Source organism: Sphingobacterium thalpophilum (assembly GCF_901482695.1).
Classification (GTDB): Bacteria; Bacteroidota; Bacteroidia; order Sphingobacteriales; family Sphingobacteriaceae; genus Sphingobacterium; species Sphingobacterium thalpophilum.
In genome coordinates, this window is record NZ_LR590484.1 from 929,356 (window position 1) to 953,137 (window position 23,782).

Genomic DNA, 23,782 nt, shown 5'->3' on the forward strand with positions numbered 1-23,782 from the left:
AACCGGTTTCAAATTACTAAAATAAAGGATTTAGCAACAACAAACAAGCATATTTTACACTAAAATAAGCGACGCTGCTGTCTATTCCGCTAACGCCGGCCATAGCTCGGGGCAATCGGTCTGAACGATCCGTACAAAAGGGTATTTGTTCAAAAAAGAGCGATAGACTTTTACACCCTCAACGCGCGCCAGTTCGTCTTCGTCCCCCAAGCTGTTCATCCAAAAATAAATACCTTCGCTGCGAAGCACATTCAATCGTTCGACATCGGTAAATGAGTCGTCGATATGAACAATCGATGTCATTTTCGTTTTTAGAATGGCCTCGAGATCCTTCATACTCCGGGCCCGCGGGAAAAGCGTGATCTTTGGATTAATTTTATAGCCACGGGGCATGTCCTTGTAATCATAAAGGAAAAATAGAACCTGATCTTCCATGCCTTCTTCGGCAATAAGTGCGTAAGCCTTATCGATCAGATTCTTCCTCTCTTCTTTGAAATCAATGTCCACAATGATTTTTCCTTTACACAAACGTAACGCTTCCTGTAAAGTCGGAACGGCCATTGTCGATGCATTTCCATTCGGTCTTTCACGTAGAGACAGCTGCTGTATTTCAGCATATGTATGCTGAGCTACGTCCCCCTGGCCAGTTGTCGTGCGGTCCAGTGTCTTGTCGTGCATCAGAACCAATACGCCATCCATGGTTGCTCTGACATCGAGTTCAACGATAGAAGTCCCGAGCCGAATGGCATCCTCAATGGCGGGAATAGAATTTTCCGGATAATTATGATGGCTACCCCGATGTGCAGCAATATGTATACTTTTTTGCTCAAACTGTTTGAGCAGGTTCACTGACTGGGCATGTGAAGAGGATATGGCCACGAGTATAAAAAAGATGTGGCAATAGAAGGTTTTTATCATTTTGACTGTTGGTTTGAGTTCATTCTTTTAAGAAAAGTTACATCCAATACGGTGGAAGAATATACCGTCTTTGCAATCTGAATAAGGTTTCTTTTATGGATAGCATGTCTATTTTTCCGATAGTTCAAAGGAATCAAACAATTGTCCATTGAGCTTATAGCTTGCCACATAGAGCTTATTCGCCTTGATTTTTATCACTTGATACAACTGTGTATCCGATGCCCTGACATCCATCCATCTTTCCGAATCGGACGCATACATTTTCGGTCCTGCAACAGACAGCAGGTATACCGGCCGCTTTCTACCAAGACTGCCACGCGCATAAGTATGATCGTGTCCCTGTAACACCAGGTCGACACCATATTTTTCGAAAATCGGTTTGAAACGTTCTCTTAAAATGGTATTGTCTCTATTTTTTGCCGTAGAATACACCGGATGGTGCATCACCACAATAGTCCATTTTTTTGGAGAGGCCGACAGTACCATTTCCAACCATCGTTCTTGTTTTTGCGCAGCAGCTGAGTCCAGCATAATCAATTGTGAATTGAGAGAAACCATACGCAGGTCCTGGTAATCCAGGTAATAAACAGCATCCTGCAATCCCTGCGGTCCATTTTTCGGCAGATTAAACTGTACGTTCCAGTGGGGGTCCAGAACGAGACGCTCCAGCGAGTCCCGGCGATATTCATGATTGCCGGGGGTGGGTACTGCAGGTATCATTTGGTGGATAAATCCGGCGCCCTCATGCCATTCTGCCCATTCATCATCGTTATTGGAACGGTTGATCAGGTCGCCGGCATGAACGATAAAACGGGCATTTGCCTCCTGCTGAAATGCACGACGGATAGTGCGGGACCAGCGCGACCTCAAATCATTCTGCGCGTCGCCGAGATAGATAAACGAAAAGTCACCAGATTGTGCAGCTGTCCTGAATTGATTCCATGCACTCCAGTTGCTTCCATCCCCTACACGATAGATATAAGTCGTCCCGGGCTTTAGATCACGAAAAGTTACCTGATGATAGAAATCCTCCCCGTCACCTCTATCGAGACGGAGCTGCCTGCCCGTTACCGACACGGCTTTCGCGTCGATATCCGGACTACTTTGCTCTTCGGCAATCTGCCCAATAATATTATCCGTTTTGGCAGCTGTACGCCAGGAGACCGATTGCGTACGGGAAGGATCGTCGGACCAGGTCAACGTTATACGGTCGGGCTGCTTTAGTCCAGCAGTTGATTGGGCTTTTCCATTGTAAAAGACGCAACTTATGGCGGCGGCTAAAATAAAATCTCTTATTCTCATCTGAAGTTTTGTTTATATAAATTATTCATCGGTTATCCTATTACCAAGGCTTCCCTGTGCCTTGTAACAGCCAAGGTTTAGACCAGGCACTATTTTCATTATCCGCCTGCGAATAGGCCGTTTTTTCGATACGGCTTAATGCCTCCTCTGCATTCTTCTGGTTAACACTCATTTCTGTCTGCATATAAGGGATACGCAGTGGCAGCTGGGTGCGGATTGCGGCGGGGCCGGCTTTTAGCACAGGATACCCTGTTCTTCGATAGTCGAACCATGCCTGTGCGCCCGCAGACCAGCTTGCAATCCATTTTTGTTCAATAATCTGTGCTTGGGTATTCTCGAAGGACACTCCTTTTTGCTGAATATATGCTGCAAAATCAGCAGCTTTACCCCAGCTAGACAGGGATTCCTGAATGCCCCGCTCATAATAGGTTTTGGCAGTCTCAGGCAACTCCCAGCCTTTCCATGCGGCTTCCGCCAATATAAAATGAACTTCCGCTGCAGAAAGCAGCCGGGCTTTGAGCAGATCGCCTTTTGCTGCACGGTAGATATCATGGAGATAAGAAACATGCGGATTGATAGAAGTCTGTCCGGGTGTGGGATTCAAGTTGAATGCCGAGGGATTTTTCGACACACTTGGTGGCAGTCCGACATAATCGCTATCGGTATCGACAAGCACGCCCTTGACGACATCCGGTGACACAATACGAACCCCATTGACTATTTTATCTGTTCCACTTGGTTCTGAGTTACGGATTTCGATCGGTATCTCGACTTTCTTTGCCCATACTCCCAGTCGCGGATCTCTCAGTACCTGCAACCGGTCTACCAGCGTCGCACACATCTTCATCCTTCTGAAATTGCTTCCACTCGCGTCATATACCGTATTGGAAGGCCAGGAGTCCGCTGCATTGTTACCTACAAAATTCATCAGTACATCATCTGCCGAACTGCTAATGATGGGAAATTTATCTGGGTTTCGCAGCATGTTTTCGATTCCCTGCCGGGCAAAATCACCAGCTTTTTCAGAGATGCGCATATAATATCTCAGTGCTAAGGAATTGGCAAAGCGGCGCCACTTTGAGGCCTTTCCGGCGAAATACACATCTGCATTTGCCAATACTTCATAAGAGGCATCCGGTCGCGACAACAGCTCATTTGCCTGTTTTAACTCGTCAATTATTCCCTTATAGATAACTTCCTGGCTATCGTATTTCGGAAAATTGTATTTCGGATCCCCAAGCTCCGCCTTCAGTGCGTCGGTATAGGGGGCATCGCCCCATAGATCGGCAATCAGTCCAAACAGATAGGCGCGCATGGTCAACGCTACCCCGACATGGAAGTCCGATCCCAATGTTTCCGCTCTTTTGCGCATGAGCTCATTGTCCCGCAGAAATCCATAATAAGCGTCCCAGCTTAAAATTCCACCTGTCCATTCATAATCATTATGCGCGTTAAACCAAGCGTCAAGCTGTGTGTGCTGTATGACGCCACCAAGGTCCGAGAAGCTCAGTTCATTGTACTTTTTTGCCGCCCCAGTCAATATGGTGGGGAGCAATAGATTGGGATTTGCATCTTCTTCACTAATGCCATTAGGATTAATATTAAGCTCTGTCAAATCCTTGCAGGCACAAATATATAAGACAGTCGTCGTTGCAAGGAACGCTGTCATTAAAGTTCTCAACTGTTTTTTCATGTTGTTTCACGACTTAAAATGTCACATTTATTTTAAAACCTACCGGCATTGCCCAAGGTGTAACGTTATACCGCTCAATCCCTTGTTTAAATCCAACCCCAGTCTCCGGCTGAAATGCCATTTCGGGATCTATGCCGACTTTCGCCTTTGTCCAGAGAATTAAATTGCGCGTATATACGCCCACGCTGCCCTTTTCAATCCCAAATCTCTTTAGCCATTTACCCGAGACATCATAGCTGAACGAAAGTTCACGTAGCTTGATAAAAGAGGCATCAAATGTTGCTGCATTCATGAAGTCCCAAGGATAGTTATCGGAGTATGCGATGTATTTAGTACCTTCCCCACCCAAATTTTCAGTATATCCGGTGATATTGCCCTTATCATCGTATTGAGCAATAACTCCGGGATTAAAAACACCGAAGTTTCCGGTCACACCACCAACATTGACCGGATAGCCACCATATTCCTCTCCCGGTCCGCCAACAATGGGATACCGATTATCTTTGACGCGCACGAGGTCATGATCGACAAGGTAGTTCCGAAGGGTCTCACCCGTCATCCCATTTGGATTGATTAATTGGTCAAGAAAACGCTGTGTCGTCAGATTGGATTCAAAATACCTGTAAGTTTGGGACATAAACTTTCCGCCAAACCGCATATCCGCGGCAATGTTCATGGTCCATCTCTTATACCGCAGGCTCGACTGTAGCCCCATGGTAAAATCGGGGTTAAAATTGCCAATTTTATTGCGGCTATTGTTGATTCGCACAGCTTGCCAGGAACCATTTTTATTCAATATCGGATAACCATAATATGGAGAAGACGGATCCTCGACGGTGACGAGTTTAGAATCGTATAAATCTCCTATTTCCTCGCCTACGTATGTACGGGCACCTCCTCTTCCGTCGGTCCAAAACGTATAGAATTCCACACCTTCTGAAAGCTCATCTATCCGGGTACGGTTGCGATGCCAGTTTACACCTACATCCCAGGACCAATGTTGACGGGCAATAGGGCGGCCCGAGACCGCCAGTTCGATACCTCGGCTACTCAACAGACCTGCATTGATGTTTTTAGAATTAAAGCCACTCGAACCCGGCAGCGTCGTAGATATTATCTGGTTTTTATTGTCCAGCTTGTAATAAGTACCTTCAAATTTAAGGCGGTTGTCCCATAGTGCCAGATCCGCTCCGATTTCATAGGAGGTCGCTATCTCCGGTTTTAGATCCGGAACCAAAAGGGCTCCGGAACGCGTCAATCTCAACACATCACCCCAGCTGCCGGGGTTGCTCAGCACATTGGACAAATTATACGGATAGGTATCGTTTCCTACCCGCGCTACTCCGCCTCTGATTTTCAGCAGCGCAACAGTTTTGGGTAATGATAACATCCGGCTGGCCAAGACACTCAACGAGGCAGAAGGATAAAAGTAAGACCTATTATTGACTGGCAGGGTGCTGGACCAATCATTACGCCCTGTCAAATCCAGGTAAATCATGTCCCTGTAGTTCAGATTGATCAGACCATAAATACTGTTTATGGCTCTTTCGGAAATTGCGCTGTTAAAATCAAGATTCAGCGGACTGATATTGGCAAGTGTATACAATCCCGGAGTAATGAGCCCGGCACCGCTCTTTGAAATATTCTGTACTGACGTACCTCGATTGTACCGCAAATTGCCCCCCAGGGAACCTGAAGCCTGAAAGTCAGCCCATTTTTTAGTATAGGCTGTCAGGAAATCGATATTCTGTTCCATATTCATGAGATTGACAATGCCGTAAGCACCACGGGGCTCGTTCGTGTAGCTGTAGGGAATTTTTGTTTCCCGATTCTCCCAATATATATCCGTTGCGTACCGCAGCATCGCCGTCCAGTCTTTTCGGATCGTCCAATCCAGTCTCAGATTACCAAAAACCCGGTCTCTCGTAAAAGCATTATTAACACCGTAGGCCAGGAAATACGGATTGTTATGATTGCCGACAGACTGCGACCGTTGTTGTATCTGTTCCTGCCCCGGTAGCCAGTAGTCTTTTAGGTCGAGGATATTAATATGCGGTGCCACCTCATACGCTGCCTGCATGGGATTCGTCCCGCGGTTGCCTGCCGGCCGATTATTGGAGTTATTTCTACTGGCGTCCAGGGAGAGCCCCAACGAAAGATCCTTCCGCAGACGCATGGTCGAATTGATATTCAGTGTATTCCGAAAGAGGTCTGAATTCGGGATAATACCCTTGTTGGCCATATTTGAATAAGAGAAGCGATAGTCAAGTTTCTCGCTGCGGTTGCTCAGCGAGAGTCCATTTGTACTGGTCAGACCTGTCCGTACAAAATTTTTGATATTATCGGGATACGATTTTAATTCTGTCGGAATGGGCTTTCCATTTTCATCAAGGGGGCTATTCCATTGCACCGCCTTGTATCCCTTGTCGAGTGCCGGTCCCACCATGGCACTCGATGATTCTTCGATTAGTAGGTCTCCCGGCTGGTCTCCCGGTCTCCAGGGCATGGTTCCACTGGCAAACTTGTTGTGCAGGCCGATAAATTTGTAAGGGATGTCAAACACGGTGTTACTGGTCAGCCCAATCGTCATCTTCTCAACACTTCTACCGGTCTTTGTGGTGATCAAAACGACACCATTGCCTGCCCTAGAACCATACAGGGCAGCAGCACTGGGTCCCTTTAAAATGGATATATTTTCTATATCCTCTGGATTGATATTGGCTATGGCGTTCCCATAGTCCACCTTATTGTCATCACCGATCTCACCAATATTATTTAAACTATTCATTAATGGTACGCCATCCACCACAAACAGCGGCTGGTTATCGGTACTTAAGGACGAAGCTCCCCGAATGACCATATTTACTGTTGACCCTGTGGGGCCCGTAGCACTAATGGACACTCCCGGAACTTTGCCCGCCATCCCGACCAGAAAGTTATCGTTGTTCACCCGATTGAGATCGTCACCTTTGATCTTGCCAACGGCATAACCTAAAGAACGGTCCTGACGCTTGATGCCAAGTGCTGTCACAACCACTTCGTCAAGCGCTTTATCCTTACTTTTTAGTGTGACCTGCTGCACAACAAGGTGATTGGCATCCAGCCTTAAATTGTACAGTTCTTTTTTTTCATAGCCAATATGTGTAACCACGAGATTATATTCGCCAGCTGGCAATTTGATGGTCACTTCTCCCTTTTCGTTCGATAAGCGGCTTTGCCCTGTTGTGAGTTCGCGTACAGAAGCCCCCGCAATAGGACGCTGCTGTGGATCCGAGATCTGTAGCTTCAGGCCATAAGATTGTTGCTTTTCGGCATATCTAACTAACACAATACCCCCAGAAACTTCTTTAGGACGAATATCAGTGCCTTTCAGGATGTAATTCAACACCTCATCAAAACTCGCGTTTCTAAAGACCTTTTCGGCAACTGATATGCTTTCCAGCGCAATCGTATTCCTGTCGTAGCCTATTGCCCGACCGGTTTGCTGAGACAGCTGGTGTAGAGCCTGTGCTGCATGACCTGCGTGAAGGCGAATATTGATATTATCCTTATTGATGAGCTGCATATACCCCGTGGATCCGGCCACGACTACTGTTCCGCCGAATGAAAAAACAGAACAGAGTACAAGCTTCGAAGCCATACGGTTAAGCTTTGAGATTTTATACATATATTTGTGTAAATGTTTTTTTAACATGACTTATAGGGCGTTCTCTGGTGGATTTAGCGGTTTGCCAGATGAGCCCTTTCTTTTGATTACCCATTATCTGCTGTTCGTAAACCAGCTATTTATATAAAATTATTTCATTGTGTTCCCTCCTATATTTGAGTTGATGAATAGCGCAGACCATATCTAAGACCTGATTCAATGAACGGACCTGAGGTATGATCAGTGAATAATTGAAGCGATCTGTATCGAGCTTATCCGCCCTCAGTAAGACACCGTAACGGTTATGGAAAATCTCTTTTAACCCGTCAAAGTTTACCTGATTCAACCACAGTCCGCCCTGGGTCCATAAATTCACATGACCTGGATTTCCTCGAAAGAGGCCCTGCTGCTTTCCAGTATGACTGTAACGGATTCCTTGGCCACGTGTCAGGATATGAAAGCGATTATCCTCCTTTCCCTGGACCTTCACGCGACCAGTTTTGACTTCAACAGTAACCTCACCTGACATCGGTGAGTTGTTTATATTAAAGGATGTACCGAGCACGGCTACGGACACAGCGCCCGTCTGTATAGTGAAAGGATGCGCGGTGTCACGCCTGACAGAAAAGAAAGCTTCTCCCGAATCCAGAAAAACTGCCCTATTTTTCGCATAACTTAGTTCGTCATAACGGAGCCCTGTATTGCCGTTCAGGAATACCGACGTACCATCGGGCAACGAGATCTCCCGCAATTCGCCTGCTTTTGTCACATTTTTATGAAATACAACAGGAGTAGATGTCTGCGGAAGAATGGAGAATGGCTGCCGGTAAAACCATAGTCCTGCCAGGGAAAACAACAGCGCTGCTGCTGCAACAGACATCCAGTGAAGCTGCCGGATACGGGCTTTCCTCGTTTTTCCAAATGTCGAACCTACAGCAATACGCTCGAATAGGTCTTCTTTGACCGCCTTACGATGCTGCAAGTCCTCAAAAGGGCTAATATCCTCGTTCGAAATGGACTGATACCAGACATCGACCCGGTCTCTCTCCTTGTCCGTTACTTGTCCGTGCAGATAGCGCTGTAGAATATGTTTAAAGTCGTCTAAATTCACTGCGATTAGTTTATTGCTAATACAAGTGAAGGCAGGCGAAGTACTTTAATTAAAGATGTTTTTTATATTAAATAATGATGAAGCAGATAGCTTCCCGCCAGAAGAAGAAATACAGAATCCTGATCTGCAAAGCGACGGGTCAATTCGCTTCGCAGCAGTTTTTTCGCTTCCGAAAGATAGTTTTTGACCGTCTGTTCGGCAAGGTTAAGCTCCTGTGCAATCTGCCGTATCGAATAGTTTTCATAATGCAGCAAAAAGACGGATTTCATCATTTTCGGCAATCTGGCGACAGAATCGTCCACAATCGCTTCCAACACCTTGTACTTAGCCAAGCTATGGTCATCTAGAGTGAAAAACAGTTCCATCCGTTCAACCGACCTGTCCAATACCTGCTTCCGGACCCGTTCTGCGGCATAGTAGTTCAGCAGTTTATTTTTAACCGATTTATATAAATAGGATTTTAGCGAACCGTACTCGGTACGCAGCAGTTCTCTTTTTTCCCAGATATGTATAAAAACTTCCTGAACCAGATCCTTTGCCGGAGCTTCGTCCTGAAGATGACGAAAAGCGGTGGTGTAAAGTCCTTCCCAATATAGATCAAAAAAATAGGTAAAAGCTTTGGGATCACCTTTTTTAAAGCGTGACAAATAGTGGTTGTCTACATTGGCCCCGGTAGTTTTCACCTTACAAAGATAAAGGCTTAAGATTATGCCTATGTTAATTTTTTGACTGGGTTTGATCCGATGAACAGCAATATGGGCCCCTACAGATAAGTGTGCAGAGACAGCACCAATTTTGTTGATAAATATGTTAATTTATTGATAATCAAAAGCATTTTTGTTAATAACCAATACACGCTTAAATACCTTATCAGGCTGCACTACATTTTCAGCATATGCTATGACCCCTTATAAATAAAAAAATATAACTTATCGACAAGGGTCAAGGCGGAGTTGGCTGTCATAGAGATAAAGCTTAATCTATATGAAACTATCATCCATCGTAATACTTGCGTTATGCGCCCAGACGAAGCTGTCGTTTGCCCAGCAACAGGATTCAGCCAAAGTAAGCCGGCAGGTCGTGACTGAAACCGTCAAGGGAACAATCCTTGACAAAAATACCAGACTACCTCTTGCCGGAGCGACTGTCACCCTATCTTCCCGGGGCAATAACAGGTCGGTCAGTTCAGACCGGGACGGTGTCTTCCGGATGACAGATGTGCCTGTGGGACGGCAATCCCTCCAGGTCCGGATGGCAGGTTATAGACAGGAAGATCTGTCCGAACTACTGGTCACCAGCGGACGGGAGAATGTAGTGCATATCGAACTGGAACCACAGGCCAACACGCTGAACGAGGCCGTGGTATATGCGCATACAGGCAAACAGCCCCTGAATCAAATGGCAATGGCGAGCGGGCGTTCCTTTTCGCCCGAAGAAACCAATCGTTATGCAGGTGCATTTTTTGACCCAGCAAGGATGGCCCAGAGCTTTCCGGGTGCGGTTGCCGGTGGTGATGACAATGAGATCATCGTACGTGGTAACTCACCCAAGAGCCTACAGTGGCGGCTGGAAGGTATCGAGATCGTAAACCCCAATCATTTTGGCGCGGAAGGGGCTGCTGGTGGCGGCATTAGCATGCTCAACGCCATGGTGCTCGGCAAGTCTGACTTCTATACCGGCGGTCTGGCCGCAGAATATAACAATGCCACCGCTGGGGTCTTCGATCTGAAGTTCCGGAAAGGGAATACGGACAAGCGGGAATATACCTTTAATGTCGGTGTACTGGGTGTCGGTGCTACGCTGGAAGGCCCTTTTAAAAAAGGGAGCGATGCTTCTTATCTGATCAGCTACCGCTATTCCTCCTTAAGCCTTCTGGAAAAGGCCGGAGTCAAAGTGTCGGACACTGGCGTACCCAAGTATCAGGATCTTTCCTTCAACTTTGTATTCCCCACCAAAAAAGCAGGTACCTTTTCACTGTTTGGAATCGGTGGTTTGGGCAAACTCAAGGAAACAGCCGAACGCGATTACCAAAAGTGGGAAGAACGCACCGATGCCCAGGACATGGATCTGACCTTTAATGCCGGGAGTGCAGGACTAAAACACCAATATATCGCCAATGACCGCTTATATTTCACAAACATCATTTCCATGTCGGTAAGCCGTAATTCGAATACCACAGACACCCTATCACGGGACTATATCAGCAGCTTGTACCATAAGGATAAATTTACCAACACTGCTATCCGCTATGCGGGCAGCTTGAATTATCGGGCAAACAGCAGCAACACCATCCGTGCGGGTATCAATGCGACTTTATTGCGCTACGATCTCTATGCACGCAGCTATGACACCGAACTTGCCGCCTTAAAAGAACGGATCAACGAAGATGGAAGCACCAGCACATACGACGCATTCGCACAGCTTAAGACCACTTTGAATGATAAACTCACTCTAAATACAGGAGTGCATGCGAATTACTTTGTATTGAGCAAAAGCTGGAACGTGGAACCCAGAATCGGCCTTAATTGGCAGATTGCCGCGGATCAGACAATTTCCTTCGGCACGGGTTTATACAACCGCTTAGAACCGCTTACCTATTACTTTGCAAAGAGCGGCGATGGTCAGACCAGCCACGAGAATGTGCCCTTATCGCCGACCCGATCAGCCCAGGCAGTGGTGGGCTACGAAAAGAACCTCAGCCGTACCTTACGCTTGAAAACCGAAATGTACTACCAACATTTGTATGATGTACCCGTCTCTTCAGATCCCGAAATCAATTTTTCGCTGCTCAATGTATCTGATATCGGCGCCATCGGCACCTCCACTTACCGCCAGCTAGTCAATAAAGGTACCGGCAAAAACTACGGCCTTGAGCTGACACTCGAAAAATCACTGAGCAAAGGCTATTATTTTATGGCAACAGCCTCGTTATTCGATTCGAAATTTAAAGCGTTAAACGGAAAAGAATTCAATACTACTTTCAACACAGGCTATGTCAGCAACTTGTTGCTTGGAAAAGAATGGACTGTTGGGAAAAATAAGAATAATTTATTTGGCTTAAATGGAAAGCTCATCTATGCTGGCGGAAGAAAGTACTCGCCGGTACTTGAAGAGGAGTCGCTGCGGCTGGATGAGGAGATCGTCGATCAAAACCGGATCAATACCCTCACAGCCTCACCTTATGTCCGGGTCGATTTTTCATCGAGCTATCGCATCAACCGAAAGAAAGTAAGTCATCTTTTCATTCTTGACATTCAAAACGTCCTCAATAGAGAAAATACCGTCGGCATGCATTACAATTTCAGCAAACGCGTGATCGAAGCCCAAAAATGGACAGGCATTATCCCTACCATAAACTATCGCATTGAGTTTTAAGGAAGCGCGAAATCGATTGCGACAAAACTGTATGGATCCTTCTTCCTAAATCAGTATATTCATCGCAACATTGATCAGCCCATAGAAGGAGCCGCGGATGTGATCGCGGCTCCTTCTATGGGCTGCCCCAAGCCTGAATAAGAAAAATGAAAAGACACGTTATACTATTCATCTTCTTCTGCCAGCTCACGTTTCAATGTGCGCTGGGCAAGGAGCTTAACCTGCTGACAGGGACGTTTAAACAAGAAGATGTCAGATCCTATTTAAAAACAGGAAGATCCTGGATCCCTTACCCCGAATATGCCGACCGCGCAGGCTGGGAACAATTGGTGGCTCCTTTCAAAGAACAGATTATTGAGAAGGGCAACAGTGTGCTCAGTTACCAGTGGCAGGTAGTCAAGGCGACGGATTACCTGGAATACGAACGTTCGGGCAACCGCACCATCATGGAAAAACCGCTGAACGAAAACGTCAGCGCCCTGTCCAGCCTTATCCTGGCGGAACTGGCGGAAGGCAAAGGACGTTATATAGACCAAATTATCAACGGGAGCTGGCACCTGACCGAAATGTCCACTTGGTCGCTCTCTGCACATCTACCTGCTTTTCAATCCTCCAAAAGGTCTCTGCCGCAGCAACGTACACAGGTCCTCGACCTAATGGCTGGCGACTTGGGTTCTTTACTGGCCTGGACACATTATTTCTTTCGGACCGAATTTAATAAAATTAATCCGGCGATCAGTCTCCGTATCAAACAGCAGATCCACGAGCGTATTATCGAGCCTTATCTGGACCGCAACGACATGTGGTGGCAGGCATTTGAACTCCGGGAAAACCAGATTGTCAATAACTGGAACCCCTGGTGCAATTTTAATGTATTGACCTGTCTGCTATTGACCGAAGACAACCCGGATACTCAGCTTAACGGTATCTATAAGACCATGTCTTCGGTGGACCGTTTTATCAATTATATCAAAAAAGACGGCGCCTGCGAAGAGGGGCCATCGTATTGGGGACACGCGGCAGGCAAACTATATGATTATCTGAAAATACTGTCCATGGCTACAAACAATAAGGTCAGTATCTTTGACCAACCCTTAATCCGTGACATGGGCGAATATATCTCGCAATCCTACATTGGCGGAGATCAATGGGTGGTTAATTTTGCCGATGCGTCTGCCAAAGGTGGCGGCGAGCCGCTGCTGATTTACCGTTTTGGACAGGACGTACACAGTAACGAAATGATGCAATTCGCTAGATATATCGAGGAGATGAACGACAAAAAAAATGTTTTCAAGCCTTCCCGTGATATCTTCCGCGCATTTGAAGACCTGAGATGTCACCCGCAGCTGGATAAGGTTCAGGCTAAGCTTCCGGAAAATAACGCCAAGTGGTATCCCGAAACACAATTTATTTACCTGAAAAAAGCAGATTACTTCTTTGCTGCAAAAGGCGGCTTCAACAATGAAAGCCACAACCACAACGATGTGGGCAGCTTTATCTTATATCGAAAACACCAACCTTTATTTGTTGATGCGGGTGTAGGCACTTATAATAAAAAGACATTCAGCAACGAGCGGTATAGCATCTGGACAATGCAGGGCGCCTATCATAACCTCCCGCTGATCAACGGTACGGATCAGGCTTTTGGCAAAGCGTACAAGGCCAAAAATGTAATATTCACCCCAGAAAAGCATACCTTTCAGCTCGACATCGGGGGCGCTTATCCCGACTCGGCGCATATCGACCACTGGACGCGCAGCTATACGCTAACCGAAATGGGACTCACCATACAGGAGGAGTTTAAAATAAATAAGCCATCACAGGCTAATATCATCCATTTTTTGGTGGCCGGGGAGCCGCATATCCATTCAGGTGAAATCACCTTAGGCGATGGTCTAGCGGTACTGCAATTCAATACCCGCCAGTTTGATGCTTCTTTCGACACCATCCCCCAAGATGATCCGCGCTTGACCAACGTGTGGGGAGACCGGCTTTATCGCATTAATCTCAAGGCTAAGGAGGTAAAATCCAATGGAAAATATACATTTGTCATTCGTGAGCAACAGATGTAAAATTGGATTTTTTAGCTATATTGCTAAACATCCAACGCAAAGCAATGGGGATAAAAGTAAGAAATCAGATCGCTGCCATAGCGCGGATCTTGGTCAGCGCACCTGATCCTTCGAGTTTGAAGGACTCTCTTCGCGTGCTCTTCGAGCAAGCCCCATCACCTGAGCTGTTCTTGTTTGCTTCAAAATGGTTGTCGGAAAAGACTGCGGAAATACTTTCAAGCCAAGCTATCTGGGCTGACCTGAAGCAGATCATTGCAGACCATCCTCAGCACGGCTTTGCACTGATAGAGGGCAAAAATATACACGATATACCGAGTTTTTACGCAGAAATCAACCGGGTTTATATGTCCGACGAAAACTGGGCAATCGGTTCGCTCGATGGGTTTAACGATTTACTGTATGGCGGATTTGGTAAGCTAAGCGATGCAGATAAACATACCATGATCTGGAAGGATATCGCTTATAGCCGTGAAAAACTGGGTGTGGCGGTGACCTTACAGTACTACCGGAACAAACTGTCCACGGGTTCTCCCTACAATCAGACCTATTTCCAGCAGAAACTAACCGACTTACAAGCGGGCAAAGGGCAAACCTACTTCGACATCATCACGGAGATCATTTTATCACACAAGAAGGTTGACTGGATTTATTAGTCATTTATCGCTTACAAAATGTTATCTTAGAGTACCTAATACCGTCATATGAAACAGTTATTCAACGTGCTATTCTTTTTCGCTCTACTGGCTCAACAGTCGGCATATGCCGGCGAACTGCTTAAAGTTGCCGTAGCGGGCCTCAACCATGATCATGTCTATCTATTACTCCATTTATATAAGGAGAAAAAAGTGGATATCATCGCTGTGGCAGAGCCCAATAAAGTTTTGGCAGCAAAAATCCAGTCTGAGTACCATCTTCCTGAATCGGTGTTCTACACAGATCTGAACAGCTTGTTGAAACAGACAAGGCCTGACGTTGTACTAGCTTATAACCCCACCAATGAACATATCCTCGTCGCCGAATCCTGCCTGCCACTCAAAATACCTGTTATGGTTGAAAAGCCGCTCGCAACGACGTTGGCAGATGCCAAACGTATTGCTGCACTGTCAGTCCAATACGACACACCGTTTTTAGTCAATTATGAAACCACTTGGTACAAAAGCAATCAACAGTTAAAACAGTTGGTTGATAAAAAGGAAATTGGAAATATTACACGAATGATTGTGAAAGACGGCCACGAAGGGCCTAAAGAGATCGGCTGCAGCAGTTATTTTTTGGACTGGCTGACTGATCCTCAAAAAAATGGTGGTGGTGCATTGATGGATTTCGGCTGCTACGGGGCCAATTTGATGACTTGGCTCAAGGATGGTGAGCGCCCGGTCTCGGTCACTGCTTTTACCCATTCGCTTAAGCCTCAGGTGTATCCAAAGGTGGAAGATGATGCCACAATCATACTCAACTATAAAGACGGCAGCACAGGTATCATTCAGGCGTCCTGGGCATGGCCTTATAGTGTCAAAGACTTTCAGGTATTTGGCACAAAGGCGCAGCTTTATGCTAAAAATGACAAGGAACTGTTCAAATATTCACAGCACAACGATCTACCGTCGGCTGTTCCGTTAGACTTACCCTATTTTGAGCATCATATTGCTTACCTGGAGCAAGTATTGAAAGATAAAAAAGCAGTGGAAAAGGATCTGGGATCCATCAGCAATAACGTCATCGTTGTCGAGATATTGGAAGCAGCAAAGCGCTCCGCCAAAGAAGGCAAGTCTATCATCCTGGAATAAAACAACGGGGTATGTGATACACATACCTCGGGACTGATCGGCTGTCCATACACCTCAGGGCCGCGCCCAAAGTCAGCAGAAGGCTAACTATCCTGCCATTTAAAAGCATCCAAATAGCAGTTGAGTCCGCGGGAAATTAATCGCTAGTTTTATCAGCCGTTGTAGCAATCTCGTAACTATATTCCGTTCCTTTTCGTTTAGCTCGATTTTTGATCCCTTCTTGAAGTTCTGTACCTGATCATGCCCAAAAAACCTAAGGCTCTGGCCACTAAATTATAGGCGGACTTATCTTTTAGATATTGATGCATAAAGGAATTTTTGTTGATTTTAAGGATGTGCAATATAACGGTAGCCGAAGCTTCTGGCCTTGCATTTACGTAGGGCAGTGGTGCCGAATAGGAAATGCGGGTTGTAGAATCTGTCTTCATTAATTTTATTTTTTGTGGTTAATCGAATAGTTTAAGTAGTTCTTCTTTACTGATAGATTTCATCAGATTGGTTTCATCCAAAATCAGGCCCTCAGAAATTCGTTTTTTACTTTCCTGAAGCGCCAGAATATGTTCTTCAACAGAATCCCTGCAAACAATCTTATAGGCCATTACATGCTTATCTTGACCTATCCGGTAGCAGCGGTCTATCGCCTGTGCTTCGGCGGCAGGATTCCACCAAGGATCTAAGATGTAGACGTAGTCCGCAGCAGTGAGGTTCAAACCAGTCCCGCCGGCTTTTAGGCTGATCAAAAAGACACGACATTCGTCATCGTTTTGAAATTTTTCCACGGCAGCTTGCCTTTGCTCTTGGTTCATCTTTCCATCCAGGTAGATATAGTCTATTCCACTATTATCAATTCGTTGAGCTACAAGCTTAAGCATGGACGTGTACGCTGAAAAGAGCAAGATCTTATGGTTAGGAGCGACCTCCGCCATAATTTCATCAATGAAGTCCAATTTGATTGACTCGTTACCAAAGTCACCATCTTTCATCAGAACAGGAGAGTTGCATAGTTGTCTTAGCTTCTGCAAAGCCTCCAACGCAAAAAACTTCAACTTTGAAGAATCTTCACCGTTTAAATTCTCTTCAATTTCCACTCGATATCTTTTACGATAGATGTCATAAAGCTTCCGTTGTTCGTGCTGCATGTCCAAATAGAGGGTAGTTTCTGTTTTATCAGGTAAATCTAATGCCACCTGCTTTTTGGTTCTTCTCAAGATGAATGGAGCAATCATCTTCTGCAAATTCGTTAGGGGTACATCGGCTTCTTCCACGTCTCCAAGAGACTTATACATTTTATTAAAATTTCTGTAACTCCCAAAAAAGCCCGGATTGACCATGGTCATTTGTGCATAGATGTCTTCAATACCGTTTTCAATTGGCGTACCAGTCATGGCAATTCGAAATGATGCTTGAATAGAAAACAAATATTCGAACCGCTTGGAATTCCGATTTTTTACCATTTGAGATTCATCCAAAATCATATAGCTGAATGATTGAGATTGAAGAAAAGAGAAGTCTGCCATTGCAGTTCCATACGTTGTAAGTACGATCGATGCCTTCGCTAAAGTCTCCTGATCTTTTCTTTTCGTACCATGATATACATAATAACTTCGTTCCGGAACAAATTTTTTAATTTCATTCTGCCAATTAAATAGCAAGGAATTAGGAACGATAACAATGGAAGGGTCCGCCTCTGGATTATTTTGATAATAGTATTCCAATAAAGTAATAACCTGTAATGTTTTTCCCAGTCCCATGTCATCGGCCAGAATACCGCCCCATTGAAACTCCTGTAAAAATGCCATCCAGCTAAAACCAACCAATTGGTAAGGTCGTAACGTTGCTTTTACGGTATGGGGAACATCTAATAAAGGTATTTCTGTCATATTGGCCAATTTATCTCGCCGTTCTCTTGTACTATCGCTAATAATCCTAGGATCTATCTGTTCCAATTGTGTTTGAAAAGAAATTAATTGCGCTGAGGTGAAAATGAGGTAAGGGTCTTCTATACGTGCCTGACCAAATAAGGGTAAAAAAAGCGATTTCAACGTGTCACTGATATAGACATGGTCGCCGTTATTGATCTTAAACCAATTTTTCCTTTCCAATAAATAAGGTTCAAACTGGCTAGGTTCGAGTACTAATTTCCCCAGCTTAAATTTTATATTGACGTATAATAAATTGGACTGCGACTTCAGCTCCCCCACCTCCCATTTCAAAGAGAAAGGATAATAGTTAGATCCTTTAACCAAACCGCTAAGCTTGAGCTTAATGTGATGATCCTGACATACTTTACCGAGATTCTTTATCCAATTCGTTCGAGAAATTAGTGATGTTCGCAATTCCCAAGTGTGGGCAGAAGCCTGCTCTTCAAAAGATTCATGTTGATTTTTAACAAAATTGCTAAAGGCCAGCTCCGTCTCAACATGGCGCTCTTGAACACAAATTTTATTATCGATGTAAGTTAAGACAGTGGTACTAGGCATATCAACAATGGGCAAGGTAACTGTCCCAAAATCTATATAGGCTCTCAGGACTAATAAGTCGTCTTTAAGGGACAGCTCCAGTATTTTGGTTTGTTCATCTTTCTTTTCCACCGTTGTTGGCAGTTCCTGAAGCCCCTCCTGTCTGTATTCTATAGAAAAATGGGGCGCTATTGGATGTAAGATTTCGTCATAGAACTTGCCAATGTCTTGACTCAATACAAAAATCCTGAATGCCGAATACCGAAACTGGTTTAGCAATTTTTCGACATGTAAATCATCAATGAAAAGAACATGTTTGGAGCCTAGTTCCAGAAAGAAACTATGCACATCACTCAAAAACTTGATTTTCTTCAACAAATTGCCTTTATAATAAGCTAGCAATTCCATCAATAGACCATCTTGGCTTTCGACCAATTGAATCTTAAGTTTAACATCTCCATTAGCAATTTTTAGTTTACGAACCTGGTTGAGATGGGAGCTGTATCGGAATCGACAATGTGTTAGACCAAAATTGTTGGTATTGGAATAGAAGAAGATCAGCTCATCTTTACACAATTGATTGGAGACGAGATCCCTCCATAAGTCCATTATTCGATGACGTCTTTCGTTCTTTTCAGCAAAGGAGAGTGCGTCGCATCCATTGAGTCGAAATGCAGAAGCCCCTAGCTGTACCATTTTCCGTGCTACAGCATCAAGCATCAACTCATGGCAAGTGAGATGTTCTGGATGTGGCATGTCTTCTTTAAATAGATAGCTTTCCTTGAAAACGTATTTTTTCTTTTCGTCACTTAAAAAAGGAAGTAAAAAAGGTAAATGATCGATCGTATTATTTATCGGTATGGCAACAATAAACTTACCTTGCGGCTTGGGAACTGCAGGCTTAATGGGATAAATTTTATGGCTAGCTAGATGGCATATCTCCGATGGTTTGTGAAAACCATAAATGCTACCCCGATCTGCCGTGGCATTGATTTCAATTGCCGGCATTCCTCCATGTTCATTCTTAAGAGACAATTTAAATAGCTTGCGTTGATTCGCATGAGGTTTAAACCATTTTGGATCGTATAGATGAACAAAATAATATTTATTCTTACTTACCTTTTCGCGCAACAAACTATAGGCATGTTCACATAATGTTGCTTCCATTCTTCCACACGAGCAATTTACTTTTAGGTGTTCAGCGGTCAGTCTTATTTGAAGACGAACATTGCCTCTTCCTCTAGAAAATCCTTCAAATACATATGTATTATTAAAAACACTTTCTTCCAGCAGCACGCTAAAATCCCAATCAAATTTTGCAGATTTTCCGTTAAAAAATCTTTTAAGATAAACGATCGACAGCGATTTCTCATTCTTGCTTTGCCACGGTATCGCTACCTCTATTTCATTCATTGATCTATGTTTAGTTATCATGGTTTATGTTTTGTTATCATACCTATGTAAAGGCCTGATATTTTATCGGAACTTCAATTTATATAGTCTTGGATTTCAACTCCATATACTTCAAACTCTGCTCGCATAGGTCGGTAAAAAAAGCTGCAATCGCCTTGGCTTTGGACTTAAAGTAGTTTAAGTCCAGTTGGTCCAATTCTGGAGGAAGCTCATAGACCCGGCCTTTCATCAACTTTAATAGTTGTCCATTCAAGATTTCCTCCGTATCGTCTTTTGCCACAAAAAACTGGCTCACCTTTTTGTCACAGATACAAGTCCAGGCAACAAGGTCTTGTACAGCCGCATTCATTGGCGCATAGCCGATTCGTAAATAGAGATAACTATGCAATCCGATCAGGGTGAGCTGGTTTAACAAGAGTACGGCCAATGGTCGGCTAGAGAAACAATCATTACAACAGGTAGCGACCAGGTCTTGCATGAGCTTTGCATTTCGCGCCCACGTATTGGCAGTTTTATACAGGGCGTCCGACCAATTTACCGGTGAAATAGAATAAGTAGGCTTATAGCTTGGATCGCGATAAAGCACCACAGATTCGTTCCAAATCGTATGCGAGAAGCGACTGCCTGTATTTAATTTTGTTTCAATAAAATTTGTATTTAAAAAGGCCATGATTGCTGTCACCCGTCCATAAGATATTTTTCGAAAATGGTATGGACCGATTTTCTTCTTGATGACCGCGAGATAAATTTCAGCATTGCTGTGCTCCTGTTGCGGGAATTCGAATAACCCTTTGCCTCGTGCATCACTTGCATAGTAATTCAGCAACATAATCTGTTCGGGACGATTCTCCTGACGAACTTGATCAAGCAAATGATATATGTCCGATTGATACTGCTCCGGCCAGGGAAATGCATGAAAAATAGGGTCGTTTGACACTACTGCTGTCTTTTTCGCTTCGATACACTTCCCAGATTCGACAGTTTTACTCTCTTTCAGTTTTAACGCTTCCATTTCCCTCATTTTCTCATAGCCCGTCTGAAGGCGTTTCATAAAATCCAGGTACAGCTCTCCTACTGCACTAAGGATGGTCTTGCAGTGATCATAAAGCCAGGAGGCATCAAAGGCTGATATCTCCAAGTCCTTATTTTGTTTTACCGCGTTAAAAGCGCTGTCCAACAATTTAAAGCGTGCCTGTTCATCAGCATCTTTTCCCGTAATTGATTGCCTCAACATAGAAAAATGCTCATGGAGATTCTTGATTCTATTGCTGATATGATGGACATTATTGGCTTTTCCATCGATCATGATCTGCAACAGCCGTAAATGGTTTTCCACGCTCTGGTGCAGCATAAAAACGGCTCTCTGAAAATTTCCTTGTGCAGCAAAGGTTTCAGCTCCCCTGAAAAAATCAACCGAAACCGGCGTCATCTTTTGGTAATACTCCTGCGAAATTTCCGAAATACTCTTAAGTTCTTTTGCCTTAAGCGGCTGACTATGCTTCTTACTGTCAAGATAAATGATATGCTCGGCCAGCGATGCATAGGAATAGTATAAACTACCTGTTTTTATCTTATTGAGCATTTCGCCTGTGGGCACTATTTCAAAGGAAATATTTTCCTGATCCATCAAACATAACTCCACTATGGGCTTTAATACTTTATGCGAAAGACCGCTCACGGGTTTAAGTGCCAGCAATAAATGATGATACTCCTGCTTAAGAAATTCATACTTAACGAGGTAAACGCGATCGAGGTCTAGACGCTGAGACAACCGATCAATGATTAATTGGCTATTAATTTCCATTTCAAAAAATGACTTTAGATAAAAAACCATGCAACAGAAAGCAGCAGCAACAGCGCGCGCTGACCGCAAAAATTGCACATAACGAACACTTATTTGTAAAAAACAGCGACTACCAAGGTGATTAAATAGGGGTCAACTCAGTTGCGACATAAACGTTCGCACCTTGGTCTGATTAGGAAAGGCCAACTCAGAAATCAACAGATATTGCATATTCAGCAAGCGAAAAGTTATGGTCCGCAGTCGGCCATCGAACGGACATAACAGTATGTTATCCTGTTATGGAAAACAAATAGCAATACGTTATTATAGTTTATACATACAAATATATGTATAAATGGAACAAAATGCAAATATTTTTTTATTTAGAGTGTGTTCGGACCAAGTTATACCTCTGCTGTGCCGCCAAGAACAAAGCAGCGTTTTCGCTATGCGATAATATCCAATACAAGGCCTCAACACTGCTACATCTATAGGAGGTCGATACGAGAACTAGGCTACATTCATTAGAAAGGAAACGCTGTTTAATACTACAGGAATGGAACAATAGACAAAATATACTCTTTAAGATTTATTAACCTTAAGGGAATACACAGTTGTTAGCTTTGTCGAATTAAATTGATCCTGTGAGCGAATTATTGATAGCATCATTAAAGAAAGGTGAGCATTTTGCAATAGAACAGATTTTTGATCTGTATTGGGAAAATCTATTTGATACAGCTTTAAAAAAAATAGGTGATGAGGATGCTGCCCAAGACATCATACAGGAAATTTTCATTAAACTTTGGGAAAACCGCGAACATATCGTGTTTTCCGGCGACCTCGCGGCCTATCTGCATGGAGCTGTAAAATTCAAAATCATCAACTACTTTAGGAACAACATCGTGAAAGATGGGCATCGGACCGAACTCGCAGCCCTGATGAATCAACAATACGCTGAAGCTGCGGACGATCTCCTTATCCTACACGATACCGAACAAAAAGTAGAGGAAGCATTCATGCAGCTCCCCGAACGGATGCGCCAAGTTATGCTGATGAGCCGCAAACAGGAAAAATCAATAAAGGAGATCGCAAAAGAATTAAACATCTCGGTGCAAACGGTAAAAAATCAAATTACTTCAGCCATGAAAATACTCAGGAAAAGCCTGTCCTAATCTATTTCCTGCCTTCTGTTCGCTATTAACAAAAACTTAATATACTGCTAACATCTTCAACTAGTACCATTCTCCATTTGAAGTGACATCTATTCAAATGAAGGAAGAAAAAGCAAAACAGCTACTGCAAAAGTATGTAAACGGTGAGGCGAGTGCTGCCGAAATTAAACAGGTTGAAGAATGGTATGCTCAACTTCACCGTGCTGAAAACAAGGTTTCAGAGGAACGCAAAAATCTACTTCGTGCGCAGATGTTGGGCAATATTCAGTCCGCAATGTCCGAAAAACAAGCTCAAAGACATATGCTGTCACGCTATCCACTCTTAAAAATAGCCGCAGTGCTCTTCATCATCGTCTCCGCAAGTCTATTGATTAGCCGAAGCTACAGGCAGCCTATTTCGGACACAGCACAAATCGTGACGACGACAAAAACAGGTGAACGAAAAAAAATCACGCTGAACGACGGTTCCGAAATTATCCTGGAGCCTTCTTCGAAAATCAGCTACCCAAGCAAATTCAATGGGGAAATACGGGAACTGGAACTTACTGAAGGCGAAGCCTTTTTTACTATTGCTCACGATGAAGAGCATCCTTTTCAAGTACAGCTCGCTTCTGATTTAACCGTAAAAGTACTGGGAACCTCCTTTCGGATTAAAGCATACGGAGCTTCCAAAAATATTGAAGTTTTGGTTGCAACGGGTAAAGTCGCTGTACAACAGCAAGAGAAAGTGCTTGGTATCCTGACCAAAAACCAAAGCCTGCGCTATAATAAACAGACCTTACAAACGTCACATAGCTCGCTGGACACCAATACCACGGTAGCAATCGCATTTAATGGAGCTTCGCTGCAAGAGGTTGTGCAAAGGTTGGCTTACATCTATAATATCAAGATTGTACTCACCGATAAAACGCTCAAGTCGCTAAAAACAACTGCTACTTTCAGCAGTGCACAAAAGCCATCCGAAATTTTAGACATTCTCTGCAATTTACATCATTGCCGATACAGCGCATCACATAACAATACCATATTCAAAATCCATAAATAATGTTCA

At 44.1% G+C, this 23,782-nt stretch carries 15 protein-coding genes; 6 read left to right on the forward strand and 9 right to left on the reverse strand.

The genetic code is table 11. The features are described 5' to 3' along the window. Positions 1 to 81: 81 nt before the first annotated feature. From FGL37_RS04035 to FGL37_RS04060, 6 genes are all read right to left on the reverse strand, one after another. Positions 82 to 918 carry a glycerophosphodiester phosphodiesterase family protein gene (locus tag FGL37_RS04035; RefSeq protein ID WP_051607383.1) on the reverse strand — a complete coding sequence of 279 codons (837 nt, stop codon included), beginning with the start codon at positions 916 to 918 and terminating at the stop codon, positions 82 to 84. 108 nt (positions 919 to 1,026) lie between these two features. Continuing rightward, positions 1,027 to 2,220, reverse strand: coding sequence for a purple acid phosphatase family protein (locus FGL37_RS04040; protein ID WP_051607382.1), 1,194 nt, complete (start codon positions 2,218 to 2,220; stop codon positions 1,027 to 1,029). Between the two features lie 40 nt (positions 2,221 to 2,260). Next, positions 2,261 to 3,913 carry a SusD/RagB family nutrient-binding outer membrane lipoprotein gene (locus FGL37_RS04045; protein WP_051607381.1) on the reverse strand — a complete coding sequence of 551 codons (1,653 nt, stop codon included), beginning with the start codon at positions 3,911 to 3,913 and terminating at the stop codon, positions 2,261 to 2,263. A 13-nt stretch (positions 3,914 to 3,926) separates the two neighbouring features. Further along, positions 3,927 to 7,580, reverse strand: coding sequence for a SusC/RagA family TonB-linked outer membrane protein (locus FGL37_RS04050; RefSeq protein ID WP_028072491.1), 3,654 nt, complete (start codon positions 7,578 to 7,580; stop codon positions 3,927 to 3,929). Between the two features lie 115 nt (positions 7,581 to 7,695). Continuing rightward, complete coding sequence (locus FGL37_RS04055; RefSeq protein ID WP_028072490.1) at positions 7,696 to 8,670, reverse strand: FecR family protein; 975 nt, start codon at positions 8,668 to 8,670, stop codon at positions 7,696 to 7,698. A 62-nt stretch (positions 8,671 to 8,732) separates the two neighbouring features. Next, positions 8,733 to 9,353 (reverse strand): RNA polymerase sigma factor, encoded by a 621-nt coding sequence (locus FGL37_RS04060; protein ID WP_028072489.1) that lies wholly within the window; start codon positions 9,351 to 9,353, stop codon positions 8,733 to 8,735. Between the two features lie 301 nt (positions 9,354 to 9,654). Between FGL37_RS04060 and FGL37_RS04065 the strand changes: the two genes are divergently transcribed. The 4 genes from FGL37_RS04065 to FGL37_RS04080 all read left to right on the forward strand — a co-directional run bounded on the left by FGL37_RS04065 (position 9,655) and on the right by FGL37_RS04080 (position 15,904). After that, positions 9,655 to 12,045, forward strand: a complete 2,391-nt coding sequence (locus FGL37_RS04065) for a TonB-dependent receptor (protein ID WP_037534688.1) — start codon at positions 9,655 to 9,657, stop codon at positions 12,043 to 12,045. A gap of 146 nt (positions 12,046 to 12,191) precedes the next feature. Continuing rightward, positions 12,192 to 14,117, forward strand: a complete 1,926-nt coding sequence (locus tag FGL37_RS04070) for a heparinase II/III domain-containing protein (protein WP_138096668.1) — start codon at positions 12,192 to 12,194, stop codon at positions 14,115 to 14,117. Between the two features lie 44 nt (positions 14,118 to 14,161). Continuing rightward, on the forward strand, positions 14,162 to 14,770 hold the full coding sequence (locus FGL37_RS25680; protein ID WP_232048629.1) for a barstar family protein: 609 nt from the start codon (positions 14,162 to 14,164) through the stop codon (positions 14,768 to 14,770). 48 nt (positions 14,771 to 14,818) lie between these two features. Continuing rightward, positions 14,819 to 15,904, forward strand: coding sequence for a Gfo/Idh/MocA family protein (locus FGL37_RS04080; protein WP_028072485.1), 1,086 nt, complete (start codon positions 14,819 to 14,821; stop codon positions 15,902 to 15,904). 197 nt (positions 15,905 to 16,101) lie between these two features. On the opposite strand, the gene FGL37_RS04085 is transcribed toward FGL37_RS04080, so the two are convergent. The 3 genes from FGL37_RS04085 to FGL37_RS04095 form a co-directional block, all read right to left on the reverse strand. Further along, entirely contained in the window at positions 16,102 to 16,332 is a 231-nt protein-coding gene (locus tag FGL37_RS04085) for a hypothetical protein (RefSeq protein ID WP_028072484.1), read from the reverse strand. Between the two features lie 18 nt (positions 16,333 to 16,350). Beyond that, positions 16,351 to 19,776, reverse strand: coding sequence for a DEAD/DEAH box helicase (locus FGL37_RS04090; RefSeq protein WP_160169560.1), 3,426 nt, complete (start codon positions 19,774 to 19,776; stop codon positions 16,351 to 16,353). Positions 19,777 to 19,855: 79 nt separating this feature from the next. Next, the gene (locus FGL37_RS04095; RefSeq protein WP_028072482.1) at positions 19,856 to 21,580 is read right to left on the reverse strand and encodes a hypothetical protein; all 1,725 of its coding nucleotides are present in this window, start codon (positions 21,578 to 21,580) and stop codon (positions 19,856 to 19,858) included. Between the two features lie 623 nt (positions 21,581 to 22,203). Here FGL37_RS04095 and FGL37_RS04100 point away from each other — a divergent pair. Beyond that, complete coding sequence (locus tag FGL37_RS04100; protein WP_028072481.1) at positions 22,204 to 22,731, forward strand: RNA polymerase sigma factor; 528 nt, start codon at positions 22,204 to 22,206, stop codon at positions 22,729 to 22,731. A 97-nt stretch (positions 22,732 to 22,828) separates the two neighbouring features. Then, complete coding sequence (locus FGL37_RS04105) at positions 22,829 to 23,776, forward strand: FecR family protein (protein WP_028072480.1); 948 nt, start codon at positions 22,829 to 22,831, stop codon at positions 23,774 to 23,776. The last annotated feature ends 6 nt before the right edge of the window (positions 23,777 to 23,782 follow it).